This is a genomic window from Pantoea sp. X-Soil-ISGK-285, assembly GCF_059730815.1.
Genome location: NZ_AP035938.1, coordinates 510,624 through 530,007, shown reverse-complemented (window position 1 = coordinate 530,007; position 19,384 = coordinate 510,624). Strand labels below are relative to the sequence as shown.

At 60.7% G+C, this 19,384-nt stretch carries 11 protein-coding genes; 3 read left to right on the top strand and 8 right to left on the bottom strand.

All coding sequences use genetic code 11. From position 1 onward, the window contains the following. The first annotated feature begins 265 nt into the window (after positions 1-265). The 3 genes from pyrB (at position 266) to ridA (ending at position 2,137) form a co-directional block, all read left to right on the top strand. Complete coding sequence (pyrB, locus tag AC6I8B_RS02365) at positions 266-1,201, top strand: aspartate carbamoyltransferase (RefSeq protein WP_010251681.1); 936 nt, start codon at positions 266-268, stop codon at positions 1,199-1,201. Between the two features lie 12 nt (positions 1,202-1,213). Next, entirely contained in the window at positions 1,214-1,678 is a 465-nt protein-coding gene (gene pyrI / locus AC6I8B_RS02360) for an aspartate carbamoyltransferase regulatory subunit (protein ID WP_010251684.1), read from the top strand. Between the two features lie 72 nt (positions 1,679-1,750). Then, positions 1,751-2,137 carry a 2-iminobutanoate/2-iminopropanoate deaminase gene (ridA, locus tag AC6I8B_RS02355; protein ID WP_010251687.1) on the top strand — a complete coding sequence of 129 codons (387 nt, stop codon included), beginning with the start codon at positions 1,751-1,753 and terminating at the stop codon, positions 2,135-2,137. A gap of 76 nt (positions 2,138-2,213) precedes the next feature. Here ridA and lplT read toward each other — a convergent pair whose 3' ends face one another. The 8 genes from lplT to AC6I8B_RS02315 form a co-directional block, all read right to left on the bottom strand. Further along, positions 2,214-3,404: a lysophospholipid transporter LplT gene (gene lplT, locus AC6I8B_RS02350; RefSeq protein ID WP_010251689.1), complete on the bottom strand. Its 1,191-nt coding sequence runs from the start codon at positions 3,402-3,404 to the stop codon at positions 2,214-2,216. Further along, positions 3,401-5,551, bottom strand: coding sequence for a bifunctional acyl-ACP--phospholipid O-acyltransferase/long-chain-fatty-acid--ACP ligase (gene aas, locus AC6I8B_RS02345; RefSeq protein WP_010671792.1), 2,151 nt, complete (start codon positions 5,549-5,551; stop codon positions 3,401-3,403). The genes lplT and aas overlap by 4 nt, the downstream gene beginning before the upstream one ends. Positions 5,552-5,641: 90 nt before the next feature. Then, positions 5,642-7,027, bottom strand: coding sequence for an efflux transporter outer membrane subunit (locus AC6I8B_RS02340; RefSeq protein ID WP_157353473.1), 1,386 nt, complete (start codon positions 7,025-7,027; stop codon positions 5,642-5,644). Positions 7,028-7,030: 3 nt separating this feature from the next. After that, complete coding sequence (locus AC6I8B_RS02335; protein WP_497817573.1) at positions 7,031-10,132, bottom strand: multidrug efflux RND transporter permease subunit; 3,102 nt, start codon at positions 10,130-10,132, stop codon at positions 7,031-7,033. Continuing rightward, entirely contained in the window at positions 10,129-13,368 is a 3,240-nt protein-coding gene (locus AC6I8B_RS02330) for an efflux RND transporter permease subunit (protein WP_497817572.1), read from the bottom strand. The genes AC6I8B_RS02335 and AC6I8B_RS02330 overlap by 4 nt, the downstream gene beginning before the upstream one ends. Then, the gene (locus AC6I8B_RS02325) at positions 13,365-14,576 is read right to left on the bottom strand and encodes an efflux RND transporter periplasmic adaptor subunit (RefSeq protein ID WP_497817571.1); all 1,212 of its coding nucleotides are present in this window, start codon (positions 14,574-14,576) and stop codon (positions 13,365-13,367) included. The genes AC6I8B_RS02330 and AC6I8B_RS02325 overlap by 4 nt, the downstream gene beginning before the upstream one ends. 420 nt (positions 14,577-14,996) lie before the next feature. Continuing rightward, positions 14,997-16,736, bottom strand: a complete 1,740-nt coding sequence (locus AC6I8B_RS02320; RefSeq protein ID WP_010251720.1) for a penicillin-binding transpeptidase domain-containing protein — start codon at positions 16,734-16,736, stop codon at positions 14,997-14,999. A 280-nt stretch (positions 16,737-17,016) separates the two neighbouring features. Then, a complete protein-coding gene (locus AC6I8B_RS02315) occupies positions 17,017-19,290 on the bottom strand; it encodes a molybdopterin guanine dinucleotide-containing S/N-oxide reductase (protein ID WP_497817570.1) in 2,274 nt (757 codons plus the stop codon). Positions 19,291-19,384: the final 94 nt, after the last annotated feature.

The following is a 19,384-nucleotide window of genomic DNA, read 5'->3' as shown; positions in this document are numbered from 1 at the left end:
GGCGATTCACCGTCTTATCTGGCCCGGTCTCTGATCGGCTAAGCAGGCGCAAACGTTTTCCTCTTGCTGCCCCACCGCGAACGGGTATAATGCGGCCCAATTTGCCGGAGGAAATATGCTACAGCACAGCGGACAATTTGACGCTCAATCACGCCTGACCGCAGGCGGTGCTACTGTTTCTTTCGGTCATCGACCCGATCTTAAAAAAGCCCCTTAAGCAGGGGCTTTTTTTTGTCCGCAATCCGGCCGCGCAGAGGAGACAGCTATGGCTAACCCGCTATATCGCAAGCACATTATTTCAATTAACGACCTCAGTCGTGAAGAGCTGGAACTGGCGTTGCACACCGCCGCAAAGCTTAAAGCCCACCCGCAGCCGGAACTGCTGAAGCACAAGGTTATCGCCAGCTGCTTCTTTGAGGCGTCTACCCGTACCCGCCTGTCGTTTGAAACCGCCATTCATCGCCTCGGCGCGTCAGCGGTGGGCTTTGCTGACGGCAGTAATACGTCGCTGGGCAAAAAAGGCGAAACCCTGGCCGACACCATTTCAGTGATCAGCACCTACGTCGATGCGATCGTGATGCGTCACCCGCAGGAAGGCGCGGCGCGGCTGGCGACCGAGTTCTCCGGCGGCATCCCGATTCTCAACGCCGGTGACGGCGCGAACCAGCATCCGACCCAGACGCTGCTTGATCTCTTCACCATTCAGGAGACGCAGAGCCGTCTTAATCAGCTGAATGTGGCGATGGTCGGCGACCTGAAGTATGGCCGCACCGTCCACTCCCTGACCCAGGCGCTGGCGAAGTTTGACGGCAACCGCTTCTTCTTTATCGCGCCCGATGCGCTGGCGATGCCGGCCTATATCACCGATATGCTGGATGAGAAGAATATCAGCTGGTCACGTCACGACAGCTTTGAAGAGGTGATGCCGCAGCTCGATATCCTCTACATGACGCGGGTGCAGAAAGAGCGGCTCGATCCGTCAGAATATGCCAACGTCAAAGCGCAGTTCATTCTGCGCGCTGCCGATCTCGCTACAGCGCGCGACAATATGAAGGTACTGCACCCGCTGCCGCGCATCGACGAAATCACCACCGATGTCGATAAAACCCCGTATGCCTGGTATTTCCAGCAGGCGGGTAACGGCATCTATGCGCGCCAGGCTCTGCTGGCACTGGTTTTAAACAGCGAACTCGCCCTGTAAGGAGATACCCCCATGACGCAGGACAACAAACTGCAGGTCGAAGCGATCAAACGCGGCACGGTCATCGACCATATTCCGGCGCAGATCGGCTTTAAATTGCTCTCTCTGTTCCGGCTGACCGAAACCGATCAGCGCATTACCATTGGCCTGAATCTGCCCTCAGGCGAGATGGGCCGCAAAGATCTGATCAAGATTGAGAATACCTTTCTCACCGACGATCAGGTCAATCAGCTGGCGGTCTATGCGCCCCATGCTACGGTCAACCGCATCGACGACTATGAAGTGGTCGCGAAGATCGCCCCGACGCTGCCGGACCACGTTGAACGGGTGCTGACCTGCCCCAACAGCAACTGCATCAGCCGCAGCGAGCCGGTCTTCTCCAGCTTTGCCGTGAAGCAGCGCGCCGACGATGTGCATCTGAAGTGCAAATATTGCGAAAAAGAGTTCGCCCGCCATGTGGTGCTGGGTCACTGGTAATCGCCCTGCCCGACCTTATAATGGGCAACACCGGCGGCATCGCCGCCTGACGACGTAATCAAAGGAGCAATGATGTCTCGTGAAATCAGTACTGAAAAAGCCCCTGCCGCTATCGGCCCCTATGTTCAGGGTGTCGATCTGGGCAGCATGATCATCACCTCTGGCCAGATCCCGGTGGATCCGGCGACCGGCCAGGTGGCGGATGACGTTGCCGCACAGGCGCGTCAGTCACTGGAAAATGTGAAGGCGATTGTTGAAGCAGCGGGTCTGAAGGTCGGCGACATCGTGAAGACCACGGTGTTCGTAAAGGATTTAAATGACTTCGCCACGGTCAATGCGGCTTATGAGGCGTTTTTCACCGAGCATGAAGCGCACTTCCCGGCGCGTTCCTGTGTCGAAGTGGCGCGTCTGCCAAAAGATGTGAAGATCGAAATCGAAGCGATTGCCCTTCGTCGCTAATCTCCGTTGTTAACATCTATTGTTAACGAGGGCGCCCGCCTCTCTCCGGCTATCCCGGAGAGAGGCGGTGAATCGCTTAACGCTTAGCCGGACGCCACAGCCACAGCAGCGCTATCGCCAGCGCAAACAGCACGCCAAAACCGACGCCCGTCGCCACCGCAGGTGCACCCGCCTTGATCGCCAGCGTATAGAGCCCCAGCATGATCAGCATGGCGCTGTTCTCACCCAGATTCTGCACCGCAATCGCATTACCTGAACCGACGCTTTCTTTGCCCCGCGCCTGCAGCAGTGCATTCAGCGGCACCACAAAGAAACCGCCCAGCGCGCCAATCAGCATCAGCACCAGATAGGCATTCAGCAGAGAATGCTGCAGCGCGAAGACGACGACCATCACACCAATCAGCACACCGGCTGGCATACAGCGACGCACCGTTTCAAGCGTCACCAGCTTCGCCGCCGCCGCCGCCCCAATCACAATCCCGATCGCCACCATGGCATTCAGGGTCGTTGGCGTGGTGTTGTCACTGATGCCCAGCGCCACCGGCACCCACAGCACCAGCAGAAAACGCAGCGTCACGCCTGCGCCCCAGAACAGGCTGGTGCCGAGCAGCGAGAAGCGCGTCTCCGCATCACGCCATAGCAGCGCGGCAGCACTGAAAAAACTGCGTACCATCATACCCAGCTGCCAGCTCTGACCAGGACGCGCCGCCTGCAGTTTCGGGATAAACAGGTTGGCCACCACGGCAATGCCGTAGGTCAGCGCACAGATCCCCAGCGCCGCCAGCAGATGCCAGTCAGCCAGCATCCCACCCGCCACTGAGCCGAGCAGAATGGCGGCGATGGTCGATCCCTCCATCAGCCCGTTGGCTTTCACCAGCTTCTCGCCGTGAGTGATCTCACCGAGGATGCCATATTTAGCCGGAGAGTAAGCGGCTGCGCCCGCGCCCACCAGGGTATATCCGAGGAAGGGGTTGAAGCCGAAGCAGATCACCAGCGCGCCCAGCAGCTTCAGGCTGTTGGCGAGCATCATCACCCGCCCTTTTGCCATGCTGTCCGCGACCTGACCGACAAACGGTGCCAGCAGAATGTAGGCCGCGACAAAGAGCATCTGCAGCACCGGCTGGCTCCAGTCGGGATAGAACTGGCTTTTCAGCACGGCCAGCGTGGCAAACAGCAGCGCGTTATCGCCGAAGGCCGAAAAGAACTGGGCGATAATCACGGCGATCATGCCGCGTGACATCAGCGGCGCATTACGATCAAGGCTCATGCCTGCTCCTCTTCCGCCATTTTTTTCAGCGTGACGTAATCGGGTTTACCGCTGCCCAGCTGCGGCAACTGCTTCATCACCCGGATATCACGCGGCAGCGCCAGTTCTGGCGCCCCCAGCTCGCGGGCCGCTTTCTGCAGGCTGTCGCGCGCCAGTTCAGCGTCGGTGGTGAACAGCACCAGCGCCTCACCACGCTGACCATCCGGGCGCAGCGAGGCGGCATGTTGTTTGTCCGGCGACGCTTTCAGAGCGATCTGCTCGACGATCTCCAGCGACACCATCTCACCGGCAATCTTCGCGAAGCGTTTGGCGCGCCCCTGAATCTGGCAGAAACCGCCGTCATCAAAGCTGACGATATCACCCGTGTCATACCAGCCCGCTTCCTGATTGCCTTCGCCATCGTCGGCGACCGGCACTTCCAGCACGCCTGGATTCTCAACCCGCAGATAGCCCTTCATCACGTTCGGTCCGCGCAGTTGCAGCCGTCCGCCCTGCTCAATGCCCGGCACCGACATCAGCCGCGAATCCATGCCCGGCAGAATGCGTCCGACGGTGTGCGCCTTCGCCGCCATCGGCACGTTAATCGCGACCACTGGCGCGCATTCGGTTACGCCGTAGCCTTCAAGAATGCGAATGCCATACTTCTCCATGTAGAGCTGACGGGTGTTCTCCTGCAGCTTCTCCGCCCCCGCCACCACATAGCGCAGGCGGGCAAAATCATAGGGCGCGGCAAAGCGCGCATAGTTGCCGAGGAAGGTCGAGGTGCCAAACAGCACGGTGCAGTTGCGGTCATAGACCAGCTCCGGCACGATGCGATAGTGCAGCGGGCTGGGATAGAGGAACACCTGCGCGCCGGTCATCAGCGGCGTAAACAGCCCGACGGTCAGACCAAACGCATGGAACAGCGGCAGCGCCGACATAAAGCGGTCGCGCGGGGTGAAGTCGGCGATGGTGCGGATCTGTTCAACGTTCGCCAGCAGGCTTTTATGCGAATGCACCACCCCTTTAGGATTGCCTTCCGAGCCGGAGGTAAACAGTACCATCGCGGCGTCTTCCGGCTGCTGGGGCAGCTGTGCGCGATGCGGCATCAGCAGATGGGCGACGATCCACAGTTTGTCCTTACTGGTCACGGTATCTTTCAGATCTTCCAGATAGATCCACTGCACATCATCGAGCCCCTGTGGCAGATGCCACAGGTTGCCTTTGTCCAGGAACTGGCGCGACGTGAAGACCGTTTTGATCTGCGCGGCGGTCAGTGCCGCCCGCATGCCGTTCACGCCCGCCGTATAGTTGAGCATCGCCGGAACACGCCCGCGCAGGGATGCCCCGAAAATCGCCGCCGCCGTGACGGTGGTATTGGGCAGCAGCAGTCCTACCACTTCGCGCGGCTGGCTGTAGCGCTCCAGAATACGGCCCACGCCCAGCGCCTTCTTCAGCAGTCCGTTGTAGCTGTCAGGTTTGAAATTGACATCTTCGATGCAGCGCTTAAACGCGCCATAACGCGTACGCGCCGCCAGAAATGCCTCAAACAGGGTTTCACGCGGACGCACCGCCATGCGCGCTTCCATCATCACATGATGCAGATGCTCACCGGCCAGCACGCGCCGATCGCGCGCCCGTTTCGCCTCCGGCATCGGAATGCGGGTGGCGGGCAGAATCGTCAGGGTGATGCGCGGGAACAGGCGACGTTTAAACACGCCCGCCAGACGACCAAACGGCGTGTACTCTGCGCCTTCAATGCGCATCGGCACCACATTCGCGCCCGAACGCGCCGCGACAAAACCCGCCCCGCTGTAGATCTTCATCAGCGATCCGGTGACGGTAATACGTCCTTCCGGGAAGATCACCACCGGACGGCCACTGTCGATCAGCCTGACCAGCTGTTTGAGCGCCATGGGTTTGGTGGGATCGAGCGGTACATAGTCGATAAAGGGTTTAACCAGCCGCATAAACCAGCTTTCGCTGATGGTCGAATAGACCGCATAGACCGGCTTAATCGGCAAAAATAGCGCCAGCAATATGCCGTCGAGAAACGACATATGGTTCGGCGTGATCAATACCTTCTGCTTATGCAGTTCGGCGACGTCGCCACGCAGTTCGACCCGCCATAACAGGCGAAATATCAGGCGCAATAGTGTGAAAACCATGCCGGCTCCTTAGCATCGTGAAAATAGCCCCTCACGATGCAGGATTTGACGCGGTTCGACAACAGAATTATCGGTAACCTGACGCCGCCTTCAGGGTGCCTGCCAGCCACCGCCCAGCGCGGCAATCAGCGCCACACTGCTGACCCACTGCGTGCTCTGCAGCGTCAGCAAACTCTGCTGCGCGCTCAGGCGGCTGTTTTCGGTGGTCGCCACATCCAGATACGTAATCATGCCCGCCTCATATTGCAAACGCGTTACCCGCGCCGAGGTCTGCGCCGCTTCGGTGGCGCGCTGCTGCGCGGCGATCTCACCCTGCAGCGTGTTCAGCTCCACCAGCTTATCTTCTACCTCCTGCATTGCGGTCAGCACCGTCTGACGATAGGTCGCAACGCTGGCATCCCAGCCCGCTCGTGCCTGATCGACCTGTGCTGCGGTCGCACCAAAATCCAGCAGCGTGCCGCTCAGCTCCGGCCCCAGCGACCAGACGCGATTCGGCAGCGAGAAGAGGGAATGCAGCACGGAAGAACTGACGCCACCGCTGGCGCTCAGGGTCAGGTCGGGATAGTAACCGGCCACCGCCACGCCCACCGCAGCATTGGCCGCGGCCATGTTACGTTCGGCGTAAGCAATGTCGGGACGGCGCTGCAACAGCTCGCCCGGCAGGGCTGCCGGAATCGCGGGCAGCGTGGCCGTCAGCGGCGCGGCGGTCAGGCTGAATTCAGCGGGTGCTTTGCCGATCAGCAGCGCAATGGCGTGCTCCATCTGCGCGCGCTGCCACTGATAATCCTGCGCCGAGGCGCTGGCGCTCTCCAGCTGCAGCTGCGCCTGAGCCAGGGTGGCACGCGACGCGGTGCCCGCCTGATACTGGCTGGTAATCACTTTCAGATAGCGCTGATAAGCATCAACGCTCTGCTGATAGAGCGCGATTTTCTGATCCATGATGCGCAGCTGGAAATAGTCCTGCGCCAGTTCAGACTGGGCGCTCAGGGTGATATTGGCCAGTTCCGCCGCGCTGGCCGAGGCGCTGGCGCGGTTCTCCTCCAGCGTGCGTCGCAGTTTGCCCCACAGATCCAGCTCCCAGCTGGCACTCAGCTCCGCCTGATGGCTGCTGCTGGTGGTGCGAACGCTGCTGTCAGTCGCGTGGCTGCCGCTGCGCGTCGCGCTGCCGTCATAGCCCAGCGAGGGAAACAGCGCCGCGCGTGACTCACTCGCCAGCGCCTGTGCCTGCCGGTACTGCGCGGCATAATTCGCCACGTTCAGGTTCGAGATGCTCACCTGGCTCAGCAGCCCGCTCAGGATGGCATCGTGATAAACCGCCCACCATTCGCCTTTGCTTTGCGCATCAAGCGGCGTCGCCTGCTGCCAGCCTCTGGCCTCTTTATAGTGGACCGGCATCGCCATCGCGGGGCGCTGATAGTCGGGACCGACGCTACAGCCGCTCAGCAGCATCACAACAAAGGGGATAAGCGGTTTCATGGATCAGGATTCCGTAGGGCGCAGACGACGCCATTGACGTTGAGTGGCACGGCCCAGACGATCGAGCCAAAGATAAACAACCGGCGTGGTAAACAGCGTCAGCAGCTGGCTGAACGCCAGTCCGCCCGCGATAGCGATGCCCAGCGGGCTGCGCAGATCGGCATCACCGCCGCTGCCCAGCGCCAGCGGCAACGCGCCGAAAAAGGCGGCCAGCGTGGTCATCATGATGGGCCGGAAGCGCATCAGGCACGCCTGGGTGATCGCCTGCTGTGGCGACATGCCCTGCCGCCGCTCCGCGTCGATGGCGAAATCGATCATCATGATGGCGTTCTTTTTCACGATGCCGATCAACAGGATGATGCCAATCAGCGCGATTACCGTGAGCTGCGTGCCGGTCAGCAGCAGCAGTAACAGCGCGCCGACGCCCGCTGACGGCAGGGTCGAAAGAATGGTCAGCGGATGGATGTAGCTCTCATAGAGCACGCCGAGCACAAGATAGACCGCCGCCAGCGCCGCCAGAATCAGCCACGGTATGGTCGCGGTCAGCTGAGAAAAGGCGGCGGCGGTGCCGGCAAAACCGGCATGAAGGGTCGATGGCAGGCCCAGCTTCGCCATCGCCTGTTTTATCAGTTCCTGCGCCTGTTCCAGTGACACCCCCTCGTTGAGATTAAACGCCAGGGTGCTGGTCGCGGACTGGCCCTGATGCGCCACCGACAGCGGCGCGTTGCCGCCGCTGAAGCGGACAAAAGCGGAGAGCGGCACGCGGTCACCGCTGTCGTTAATCACATAAAGCTGCTGCAGCGTCTCAGGATTGGCGGTGTCGCTATCCTGCAGTGACATCACCACGTGATACTGATTCAGGGTGTGATAGAGCGTGGCGATCTGCCGCTGGCTGAACGCATTGTTCAGCAGCGTATCCAGCATGTTCACGTTGACGCCCAGCCGGGTGGCGCGATCACGATCGATGTTCAGCTCTACCTCCTGGCCGCCGGTCTGCGAATCGGAGTCCACGCTGTTAAGCTCGGGGATCGCCGCCAGCGCCGCCTGCACTTTCGGCGTCCAGGTGCGCAGCAGATCGAGATCGTCCGCCTGCAGGCTGTACTGATACGTGGCGTTGGCGCTGCGTCCGCCAATGTGCAGGTCCTGCGCCGCCATCAGGAACATCTGCGCCCCGGCGATGTGACTGGTTTTGCGCGTCAGCCGGTTGGCCACCTCGGTGGCGGTCGCATCGCGCTGATCAAAATCTTTAAGCCGCACAAAGAAGTTGGCGCTGTTGCGGGAGCCAAACATCCCGCTGCCCATCGACGACATCACGCTCTCTACCGCCGGGTCTTCCTGAATGATCTGCGTGAACATCAGCATTTTCGGCTTCATCGCCTGGAACGAGATGTTCTGATCGGCGCGCAGCGCACCCATCAGCAGCCCGGTATCCTGATTGGGGAAGAAGCCCTTCTGCACCACGACGAAGAGAAAAACATTCAGTAGTACGGTCAGCAGCAGGCTGAGCAGCGTCAGTTTCTGATGGCGCATCACCCAGGCCAGCCCGCGCCCGTAGGCGGCCAGCAGGCGATTCAGCTGGTTTTCAATAAACTGCCAGAGCGGATGCGGCCGCAGGCTGACGGGCGGCTTTGGTTTCAGCAGGCGGGCGCAGAGCATCGGCGTCAGGCTGAGTGAGACAAACAGCGAGATCAGCAGCGACACGGTGAGCGTCACGGCGAATTCGCGGAACAGCCGCCCGACAATGCTGCCCATCAGCAGGATTGGGATGAACACCGCGATCAGCGACACGGTCATCGACAGCACGGTGAAGCTCACCTCCTGCGCCCCGCGCAGCGCCGCCCGCAGCGGGCTCAGCCCGCGCTCAATGTGACGGGTGATGTTCTCCAGCACCACAATCGCATCATCCACCACGAAGCCGGTGGCGATAATCAGCGCCATCAGCGACAGGTTATCCAGGCTGTATCCCAGCAGATACATCACCGCGCAGGTGCCGATCAGCGACACCGGCAGTGCCAGCGCCGGAATGATCACCGCCTGCAGATTGCGCAGAAAAATAAACACCACCGCAATCACCAGCAGCACCGCGATCAGCAGCGTCTCTTCGGTGTCATACAGCGAGGCGCGCACGCCAGGCGAACGGTCAACCACCACGTTCAGCTGGCTGTCAGCAGGCAGACTCTTTTCCAGCTGCGGCAACTGCGCTTTTATCGCGTCGATGGTTTCCAGCATGTTGGCACCCGCCTGACGTTTGATACCGATCATCACCGCCGGTGTGGCATTCAGAAACCCCGCCTGATAGCGATCTTCCACCGAGTCATAGACCGTGGCGACGTCACGCAGCCGCACCGCGTTGCCCTGCTGATAAGTGATGATCAGATCGCGGTAGCTGGCCGCCTTCTCCAGCTGGCCGTTGCTGTCCACCAGCCACGACTGGTCACTGCCCTGTAAGATCCCTTTAGGCAGATTAGTGGTGCTGTTGGCGACGGCGGCACGCACCGTCTCCAGCGAGATGCCGTAATGGGTCAGCTTCAGCGGCTGCAGATCAATCCGCACCGCCGGTAAGGCGCTGCCCATCAGCGACACTTCGCCGACGCCCTGTACCTGCCCCATCGCCTGTTCGATTTTGCTCTCCGCCAGATCGTAGAGCTCGCCTGGCGTGCGGGTGGCAGAGGTCAGCGCCAGCATCACTATTGGCGCGTCTGACGGGTTGGCTTTGCGATAGGTTGGCAGCGAGGCCATTGCGCTGGGCAGCAGGCTGCGCGCCGCGTTGATTGCCGCCTGCACGTCGCGTGCCGCGCCATTAATATCGCGGTCCAGTTCAAACTGCAGGATGATGCTGCTGGAGCCCTGCGAGCTGCTGGAGGTCATCTCACTGATACCGGCAATCTGCCCCAGCGAACGTTCCAGCGGCGTAGCGACCGTCGCCGCCATGGTTTCCGGGCTGGCGCCTGCCAGGCTGGCGCTGACCATGATGGTAGGAAAATCGACCTGCGGCAGCGGTGCTACCGGCAGCAGCCGGTAGCCCAGCGCGCCCAGCAGCAGGATCGCCAGCGTCAGCAGCAGCGTCGCCACCGGACGAAAGATAAACAGCCGTGTCAGATTCATTGCCCGCTCCGCGCCCGCTGCTGACGGCGTTTCACCCAGGCGTTACCGCGCTGTGCCAGCCCATCAAACAGGAGGTAAATGACCGGCGTGGAGAAGAGTGTCAGCACCTGACTGACAATCAGCCCGCCGACAATCACCAGCCCCAGCGGCTGACGCAGCTCTGCCCCGGAGCCGGAGGCCAGCATCAGCGGCAGCGCACCCAGCAGCGCTGCCATCGTCGTCATCAGAATCGGGCGGAAGCGCAGCAGGCAGGCCTGATGAATCGCGTCGCGCGCGCTGAGCTGCTGATGGTGTTCCGCCTCCAGCGCGAAGTCGATCATCATGATGGCGTTCTTTTTCACGATGCCGATCAGCAGTATCACCCCAATCAGCGCAATCAGGCTGAATTCGGTGCCCGCCAGCAGCAGCGTCAGCAACGCGCCCACCGCCGCCGACGGCAGCGTAGAGAGGATGGTCACCGGATGGATAAAGCTCTCGTAGAGGATGCCGAGCACCACATACATGGTGATCAGCGCCGCCAGAATCAGCCACAGCGTGTTGCCGGTGGCGCTCTGAAACGCCGAGGTTTCCCCCTGATAACGCAGCGTGGTGCTCTCCGGCAGATGCAGCTGCTCCCGTACTTCCGCGATCGCCCGCTGTCCATCCTCCAGCGAATAGCCCGGATTAAGGTTGAAGGAGATCATCACCGCCGGAAACTGATTCAGCCGCATATGCATCAGCGAACCGGTGCGCTGGTGAATGGTGGCGATAGCAGTGAGTTTGACCATGCCGCTGCTGGTCGGGCTGGCGCTGGTGTCAGAGGCTGAAGTGGACGTCGACGAAGACGACGATGTTGACGAAGACGTTGATGAAGACGAAGACGCTGATGAAGCCGTGCTGGTGGATGACGACGCCGAACTGCTGCTGCCGGACGATTGCAGCCAGACATCATCAAACGACGCCGGACCCTGCTGGTATGCCGGAGCCACTTCCAGCACCACCCGATACTGATTCGACTGGGTGAAGATGGTCGAGACCAGCCGCTGACCAAAGGCGTTATAGAGCGCGGTGTCCACGTCCGAGGCAGTAATGCCGAAGCGCGCCGCTTTATCGCGGTTCAGCTCAACGTAAGAGACGCGCCCCTGATCCTGCAGGTTACTTACCACGCCATTAAACTCGGGCCGCTGCTGCAATGCCGCCACCAGTTTCGGCGACTCGCTGACCAGATTTTCACTGTCGGCATCATCGAGGGTGAACTGATACTGACTCGGCGAGACCTGATCGTTGACGGTGAGATCCTGCGCCGGTTGCAGATAGAGCCGGATGCCCGGCACATCGGCGGTCGCCTGTTGCAGTTGTTTAATCACCTCACCCGCTTTCACATCACGCGAGCCAAACGGCTTCAGGTTGATCTGCAACCGCCCGCTGTTAAGGCTGGTGTTGGTGCCGTCGATGCCGATCGTCGATGAGACGCTCTCCACCGCCGGGTTTTTCAGGATCCGCGCCGACAACGCCTGCTGCCGCGTTGCCATGGCGTTAAACGAGACGTCCTGTGAGGCGACGGTAATACCCTGAATCAGCCCGGTATCCTGGGTCGGGAAGAAGCCTTTCGGCACCATCATGTAGAGCAGCGCCGTCAGCCCGAAGGTGGCCAGCGCCACCAGCAGCGTCAGTTTCTGATGATTCAGTACCACGGTCAGCAGCCGGTCATAGCCGCGCACCAGGGCATCAAACAGCTCGCCGCCCTTGCGGGCAAACGTCGACTGCTGCTCGGGCGGAATGTGGCGCAGCAGCCAGGCACACAGCATCGGTGTCAGGGTCAGCGACACCAGCATTGACACCAGAATCGCCACCGCCAGCGTAATCGCGAACTCCCGGAACAGTCGCCCGACCACATCGCCCATAAACAGCAGCGGGATCAGCACCGCAATCAGCGAAAAGGTCAGCGAGATGATGGTGAAGCCAATCTGCTGTGAGCCTTTCAGCGCGGCTTCCATCGGTGACTCGCCCTGCTCCAGCCGCCGGGAGATGTTCTCGACCACCACAATAGCGTCATCAATGACAAAACCGGTGGCGATGGTCAGCGCCATCAGCGACAGATTATTCAGGCTGAAGCCCGCCAGATACATCACACCAAAGGTGCCGACCAGCGACAGCGGCACTGCCACGCTCGGAATCAGCGTGGCAGCAACGTTGCGCAGGAACAGGAAAGTCACCATCACCACCAGCGCAATCGACAGCATCAGTTCAAACTGCACGTCGCTGATCGAGGCGCGAATGGTCTGGGTGCGATCGGAGAGAATGGTCATCTTCACCCCCTCCGGCAGTGCCGCCTGCAGCGCGGGGAGCTGCGCCTTGATGTTGTCCACCACCTGGATGACGTTCGCGCCCGGCTGACGCTGCACGCTGATTACAATCGCGGGCTGGTTGTTGGCCCACGCCGACTGGAAGCTGTTTTCCGGGCCCTGTTCAATGTGGGCGATATCTTTCAGGCGCAGCGCCGCGCCATTCTCATAGCTGAGGATGAGGTTGCCGTACTCGGTTGCGGTGCGCAGCTGGTCGTTGGCGTCAATGGTCACCGAATGATATTTCCCGTCAAAGCCGCCTTTGGAGCCATTGACGTTGCTGTTGCCAATCAGCGTATTTACCGCCTCCAGCGTCAGATGATGCGCCGCCAGCGCCTGAGGATTCATCTGCACCCGAATCGCCGGCTGGTGGCCGCCCGCCAGCGTCACCATCCCGACGCCGGAGATCTGCGACAGCTTCAGCGCCACCCGGGTGTTGACCAGATCCTGCACCGCGGTCAACGGCAGCGTGCTGGAGCTCGCCGCCAGCGTCACCACCGCGCTGTCCGCCGGATTGACCTTTTTGTAGGTCGGCGGATTGGGCAGGTCGTCGGGCAGCAGGTTATTCGCCGCATTGATCGCTGCCTGCACCTCCTGCTCGGCGACATCCAGCGACAGATCGAGGCTGAACTTCAGGGTAATGATCGAGGAGCCGCTGGCACTGGTGGAGCTCATCTGGCTCAGCCCCGCCATCTGCCCTAACTGGCGCTCCAGCGGTGAGGTGACCGACGATGCCATCACATCCGGGCTGGCACCCGGATAGAGCGTGGTGACCTGAATGATCGGATAGTCGACCTGCGGCAGCGCCGAGGTAGAGAGGAATTTCCAGGCAAAAATGCCGGCGATCAGCACGCCGACCATCAGCAGAATGGTGGCGACCGGACGCAGAATAAACAGGCGCGACGGGTTCATTTCGACACAGCACCCGCAGCGGCGGGCGTCTCATCGGCCAGCGACACTTTGCTGCCGCTGGTCAGACGATCGATCCCTTCCGTCACCAGCCGATCGCCCGGCGAAACGCCGCTGAGGATCGCCTGCTGTTCGTCTCCGAAAGCGGGACCGGTGGTGACCGCTTTGCGCGTAACGCTGTGATCCTGGTTGATCACAAAGACAAAGCTGCCGTCGCTGCTCAGCTGCAGCGCCTGGGCCGGGATCACCGTCGCGCCTTTCAGCACCCGGGTCTGCAGCCGCAGATTCACAAACTGATTGGCAAACAGCGACTCATCCTGGTTAGCGAACACCGCTTTCAGCGCCACGGTGCCGGTGGCGGTGTCGATCTGGTTGCTGATGAACTTCACTTCGCCACTGCCGAGCTGATGCTGGTTGTCCTGATCATACAGCGTGGCGGGCAGGCTCTGCCCCTGATGCAGCACGCTGACCAGCGTCGGGATTTCGCTTTGTGGCACGCTAAAGGTCACGGCGGCAGGCTGCATCTGGGTGATGGTCACCAGACCGGTGCTGCTGGCACTCTGAACCATGTTGCCGGGATCGACCTGACGCAGGCCGACGCGCCCGCTGATCGGGGCGGTGATCCGGGCATATTCAATGCTGAGTCTGGCACTGGCGATCTGCGCCTGATCGGCGGCGACGGCACCGCGATACTGCCCGACGGTGGCAATCTGGCTGTCCAGATCCTGACGCGCCAGTGCATCCTGCGCCGCCAGTTTGCGGTAGCGCGCCAGCGTCAGCTCCGCACTTTTCAGCAGCGCCTGGTTTTCGCTGAGTTCGCCCTGATACTGGTTAAGCGTGGCCTGAAAGCTGCGCGGATCGATCTGCGCCAGCAGCTGCCTGGCGCTGACTTTCTGCCCCTCGGTAAAGAAAACCTGCTCCAGCTGGCCGTCAACGCGGCTGGTCACCGTGACGCTGGCGTTGGGGATGACCGTGCCGAGTGCATTCAGCCACACCGGCACATCCGCCGTGCTGGCGACACCGCTGTGAACCAGCGTTGCCCCTCCGCCCATCATGCCATGCGCACCCGGTCTGCCCGACGGCATCCCCTCGCCCGGCCCGTGACCTGCCGCCAGCAGACGCCAGATAACCCCAGCGACAATCGCCGCCACCAGCAACAGAAGCAGCCATTTAAGCCCAAAGGAACGCGCGGGGCGAGAAAGGTGAGTCATCGTCGAACTCTTCAGATAAGCAGAAAAAGAAATCCCGGAACGTGCGGAATGCGGCAGTGAGCGGCGGCGAGCAAAAAACCGCCAGGCTTCACGGCGGCCATTATCAGTGAAAGGCGACGCGCCTTTCTATTGGCAAACTGTCAGGGTTTCGTTAAGAACGATGTTGATTTAGCGGGGGTTTTTACAGCGGTAACGGCAGGCTCAGGCAAGCAGGCAAAAAAAACCCACGCATCTGCGTGGGTTGGTGTAATAACAGGGTCTCACTGCCGAAGCAGTGTTGTTTTCACACCCATCAATACCTCTGGGACTGCTATCCTCGCACTGATTGACCGCGCGGAGACAGCAGGAAAACGCAACCGAATTCGGGGAAGTGCAACGAGGTGTGAATATCCTTCACGCCTCGCTTACACTCTGATTTTTCTAAGATTTATCTGAAGGCGTGGCGGCCGGTTTGGTGTAGATGGCATCCGGTGCAATATTCATGTGTTTCAGTACCGGTCCCATGATATTGCCGAACACCGGCGCAGCAACCGAGCCACCGAAGTGATCGCCCGCCGTCGGATGGTTGATCATCACCACCAGTGCCACTTCAGGATGACTGGCGGGAGCGAGACCGGCGGTGTAGTTGACGTAGCCGCCATCATACTTGCCGCTGGTGCCCATTTTTTCCGCCGTACCGGTTTTGGTTGCCAGACGGTAGCCCGGCACCGCGGCTTTCAGCCCGGTTCCGCCCGGCAGGACGTCACTCTCCAGCATGTGCACCACCTCTTTCACCGTTTCCGGGTTGGCGACCTGGCGTCCCATGACCGGTGGCGTAACGCGGGTGATCGACAGCGGACGGTAAATGCCATAGGAGCCGAGCGTGGCGTATTCGCGGGCAATCTGCAGCGGCGTCACACGCAGGCCATAGCCAAAGGAGAAGGTGGCCCGCTCGATATCTGCCCAGCGGGTGCGGTGCAACGGAAAGTAGCCGACGCTTTCGCCGGTCAGCCCTAAGCCGGTTGGTTTGCCAAGGCCGAACGCATGATAGGTGTTGACCAGCGCTTCGGCGGGCATCGCCAGCGCGAGGTGTGACACGCCGATGTCGCTCGATTTTTGCAAAATGCCGGTCATGGTCAGGCGCGGCCAGTGGCCGACGTCGCGGATCAGGTGGCCGTTAACGCTGTAAGGCGTGGTGTCGATCACCGAATCCGGGCGCACCAGGTGGCGCTCCAGCGCTTCCATCACCACTAACGGCTTGACGGTCGATCCCGGTTCGTAGCTGTCATTGATGGCAGAGTTACGCATCTGCGCGGGCGTTGCCCCTTCATAATTGTTGGGGTTGAACGACGGATAGGAGGCCATCGCCAGAATCTCGCCGGTGTCGATTTTCACCAGCACGGCCGCACCGGAGTCCGCCTTGTTGATCAGTACGCCGTCGCGCAGTTTGCTGTAGAGCGTGTACTGGTCATATTTGTCGATGCTGAGCTGTACCGTCGGCGGCTGGGTCGGCGGCTGATAGTTGATCATCGCGATGATATTGCCTGCGGCATCCTGCCGATAGACCTCTTTGCCCGGCTCGCCCTGCAATACTTTATCAAAGCCCTTTTCCAGTCCGTTCAGGCCGACGTTATCCGCCCCGACGATACCGATCAGCGGCGCAGAGGCCTCGCTCATCGGATAGAAACGGCTGTCGTCATAGACTTCGCTGATGCCTTTCAGCTTCAGCTCTTTAATATCTTTGGCGATGCCCAGCTCGACTTTACGCCCCAGATAGAGGAAGCGACGTTTCGGGTTGGCGGTGATCTGCGCCGCCAGCTCTTCGGGACGGGTGTTGAGCGCCGCCGCCAGATAGGCCCATTTGGCACTGGTAAAATCGGGGTTGCTCTCCAGCACGCGCTGCGGATCGGCAATCACGTCGCGCGACGGGACGCTGAGCGCCAGCGCTTCACCGTTACGATCCAGCAGCGTGCCGCGACTGGTCGGCAGCGTCACGGTACGCAGCGATCGCTGATCCGCTTCGTGCTCCAGCATCGGCTGATTCAGGAACTGCAGGTCCGCGACGCGCGCCAGCAGCACCACCAGACAGGTCGTGACACCCAGGCAGATCAGTCGGAAACGAAAAGGGTTAAACGGCGCTTTTATCTGGTCTTTTCCCAGTAGTTTTTTAATCCGGGGCATGGCATTCCGCTGCGCAAAATAAAGAGAAAGGGGCTGGTGCCAGCAGTTATAAAGAAAGCGCTGGCCGTATAACAGGAAAACTGTGTATCAGTTCGTTATCGGCAGCCGATTTCTGGCAAAAAAAAAACCTGCGCATCTGCGCAGGTTGGTGTAATCAAGAAAATCTATTGATGTTCACCCATCAATACCTCTGGGACCCTGAATGTAGCAAGAGGGATCGATCGGCTGCCATCTCTCAAACGCAACAGTTACCGGCAAAATGTAACCAGCCATGAGATCCTTACGCTATTGTGCAATCCTGATGTTTTTTGATTTCCACCAGGCAGCTCATGGCGTTTGGCCCCTGCGTCAGCGACGAGGTGCCGATGTCGAGCGTCAGCACGTTGGGGTTACCCGCGCGATCGTGCGGCTGCCACGCCTTGCCAAAGCCGGGATCAAACCAGGCGCCGGTGGCGATAATCACCACGCCCTGCGTCACGCCATCGGTGATCCGCACGCCCGCCAGCATCACGCCGCGTGCGTTGCTCACCTCTATCTCGTCGCCCTCCACCAGCCCGCGCGCGGCCGCATCCTGCGGATGCATGTAGAGCGTTTCATGTCCGGCGGTTTTATTGCCCTGCACCGTTTCTGTCGCATCCAGCTGACTGTGCAACCGGTCGGAAGGCTGAATCGAGATCATGTGCAGCGGATAGTCGCGGCTGACCGGCGAACCGAGCCACTCCTGCGGTTCACGCCATTCCGGATGGCCGGCGAAATCGTCCAGCTGGTAGTCCGCAATGGTCTGGCTGAAGAGCTCGATTTTGCCGCTGGCAGTTTTAATCGGATTGGCCTGCGGATCGGCACGGAAATCATCCATAAACTGATAGGGTTTGCCCCCTTCGGGAATCTCCACAAAGCCGCGCTGCCAGAACTCCTCAAACGATGGGAAATCGATGCCTTTACGCTGATGCGCCGTCGCACACTGCTGATAAAGATGGGCGATCCACTGCATCTCGTTGCGCCCTTCGGTGAAGGTATCGCGGTAGCCGAGGCGCTCCGCCAGGTCAGCAAAAATATCGAAGTCGTTGCGAGCCTGATGCTGCGGTTTAATCGCCTGATGCATCGCCAGCACAAAGCGGTCGCGTGAGGAGCCGCCGATATCATTGCGCTCCAGCGTGGTGGTCGCAGGCAGTACGATGTCCGCCATCTGCGCGGCGGGTGTCCAGACGATATCCTGCACCACGACCGTATCGGGCCGCTGCCAGCCCTCCACCAGCCGGTTGAGCTGCTGATGATGATGGAAAGGATTGCCGCCCGCCCAGTGCACCATGTGAATGTCGGGATAGTGCAGGGTTTCGCCCTGAAAGCGGTAAGGCTGGCCGGGATTGAGCAGCATATCGCTGATCCGCGCCACCGGAATCGACAGCCCGGAAGGATTCGGGCCGGTGCTCATCATCGGAGCCGGACCTTCCTGGCGCGGGTTGCCGACGCTGTTCATCGAACCGTGACCAAAGGAGAAACCTGCGCCCGGCAGGCCTGGCTGGCCGAGCATCGACGACAGCGCAATCATCATCCAGTAAGGCTGTTCGCCGCGATGGGCGCGCTGAACGGAATAGGAGCAGGTAATAAAGCTGCGCTTGCCGGTGAGCTGCTGCGCCAGCTGCACAATGCGATCGGCCGGGATGCCGGTGATACGGCTGGCCCAGCCGGCGGTTTTCGCCACGCCGTCGGTTTCGCCCAGCAGATAGGCGCGCAGCTGCGGCCAGCCGGTGCAGTGGTTGGCGAGAAACGCTTCGTCAACCGCGCCGCGCTGGGTGATCTCATGTCCCAGCGCCAGCATCAGCGCCACGTCGGTGTTGGGGCGAATCGGAATCCACTCGGCGTTAACAAATTCCGGGCAGTCATCACGCATCGGGCTGATGTTGATCACCGGCGTGCCTTTGGCCGCCAGTTGCATCAGCGCCGGTTTCAGGCTGTGCTGCCCTGCGCCCCCCGAGGCGACCTGGGCGTTTTTCAGCGCCAGCCCACCAAAGGCGACAAAAATTTCGGCATGTTCCACCACCTGCGGCCATTCGGTGACGCGCCCGGTCAGCGGCATGTAGGTGCCAATCACATAGGGCAGGAAGAACTGCGCGGCGCCCCAGCTGTAGTTACCCTGCTGATCAACGCCGCCGCCGCCCTGAAAGTAGAAGCGACGAATCAGGGTGCGGGCATGGTTAACACGTCCGGCCGATGACCAGCCGTAGGAGCCGTTGAAAATGCCCGATGCGCCATAGCGCTCGCGAATGCGGCGATTCTCCTCCGCCACCAGATCCAGCGCGGTTTCCCAGTCGACGGCAACAAAATCCTCCCGGCCACGCAGCGTACGGTCGCTCTTTTCGCGTGACTTCAGCCACGAGCGCCGCACCATCGGCTGACGAATGCGTTTGTCGGAATAGACCAGTTCAGGAATGGTGTGGATCATCGGTGACGGATCGGCATCGGCGAAGAAAGGTTCGCAGCCAATCAGGCGATCGTTTTCAGTGACGGCGGTAAAGGCGCCCCAGTGCGCCAGATGTGGCACTTTGGTTTTCATCGTTGTTTTTCACGGTAGCCAGGTGGGAGATTGAGCATAGCATGGTGCGACGCCTCAGCAGAAGACGTGCAGCAGTGACCGTTTTTGCCCCTTT

Coding starts and splice junctions, on each gene's coding strand:
- pyrB (WP_010251681.1), top strand. CDS start 266: ATGGCTAACCCGCTATATCGCAAGCACATTATTTCAATTAACGACCTC.
- lplT (WP_010251689.1), bottom strand. CDS start 3,404: ATGAGCCTTGATCGTAATGCGCCGCTGATGTCACGCGGCATGATCGCC.
- AC6I8B_RS02330 (WP_497817572.1), bottom strand. CDS start 13,368: ATGAACCCGTCGCGCCTGTTTATTCTGCGTCCGGTCGCCACCATTCTG.
- ridA (WP_010251687.1), top strand. CDS start 1,751: ATGTCTCGTGAAATCAGTACTGAAAAAGCCCCTGCCGCTATCGGCCCC.
- AC6I8B_RS02325 (WP_497817571.1), bottom strand. CDS start 14,576: ATGACTCACCTTTCTCGCCCCGCGCGTTCCTTTGGGCTTAAATGGCTG.
- AC6I8B_RS02340 (WP_157353473.1), bottom strand. CDS start 7,027: ATGAAACCGCTTATCCCCTTTGTTGTGATGCTGCTGAGCGGCTGTAGC.
- pyrI (WP_010251684.1), top strand. CDS start 1,214: ATGACGCAGGACAACAAACTGCAGGTCGAAGCGATCAAACGCGGCACG.
- AC6I8B_RS02315 (WP_497817570.1), bottom strand. CDS start 19,290: ATGAAAACCAAAGTGCCACATCTGGCGCACTGGGGCGCCTTTACCGCC.
- AC6I8B_RS02335 (WP_497817573.1), bottom strand. CDS start 10,132: ATGAATCTGACACGGCTGTTTATCTTTCGTCCGGTGGCGACGCTGCTG.
- aas (WP_010671792.1), bottom strand. CDS start 5,551: ATGGTTTTCACACTATTGCGCCTGATATTTCGCCTGTTATGGCGGGTC.
- AC6I8B_RS02320 (WP_010251720.1), bottom strand. CDS start 16,736: ATGCCCCGGATTAAAAAACTACTGGGAAAAGACCAGATAAAAGCGCCG.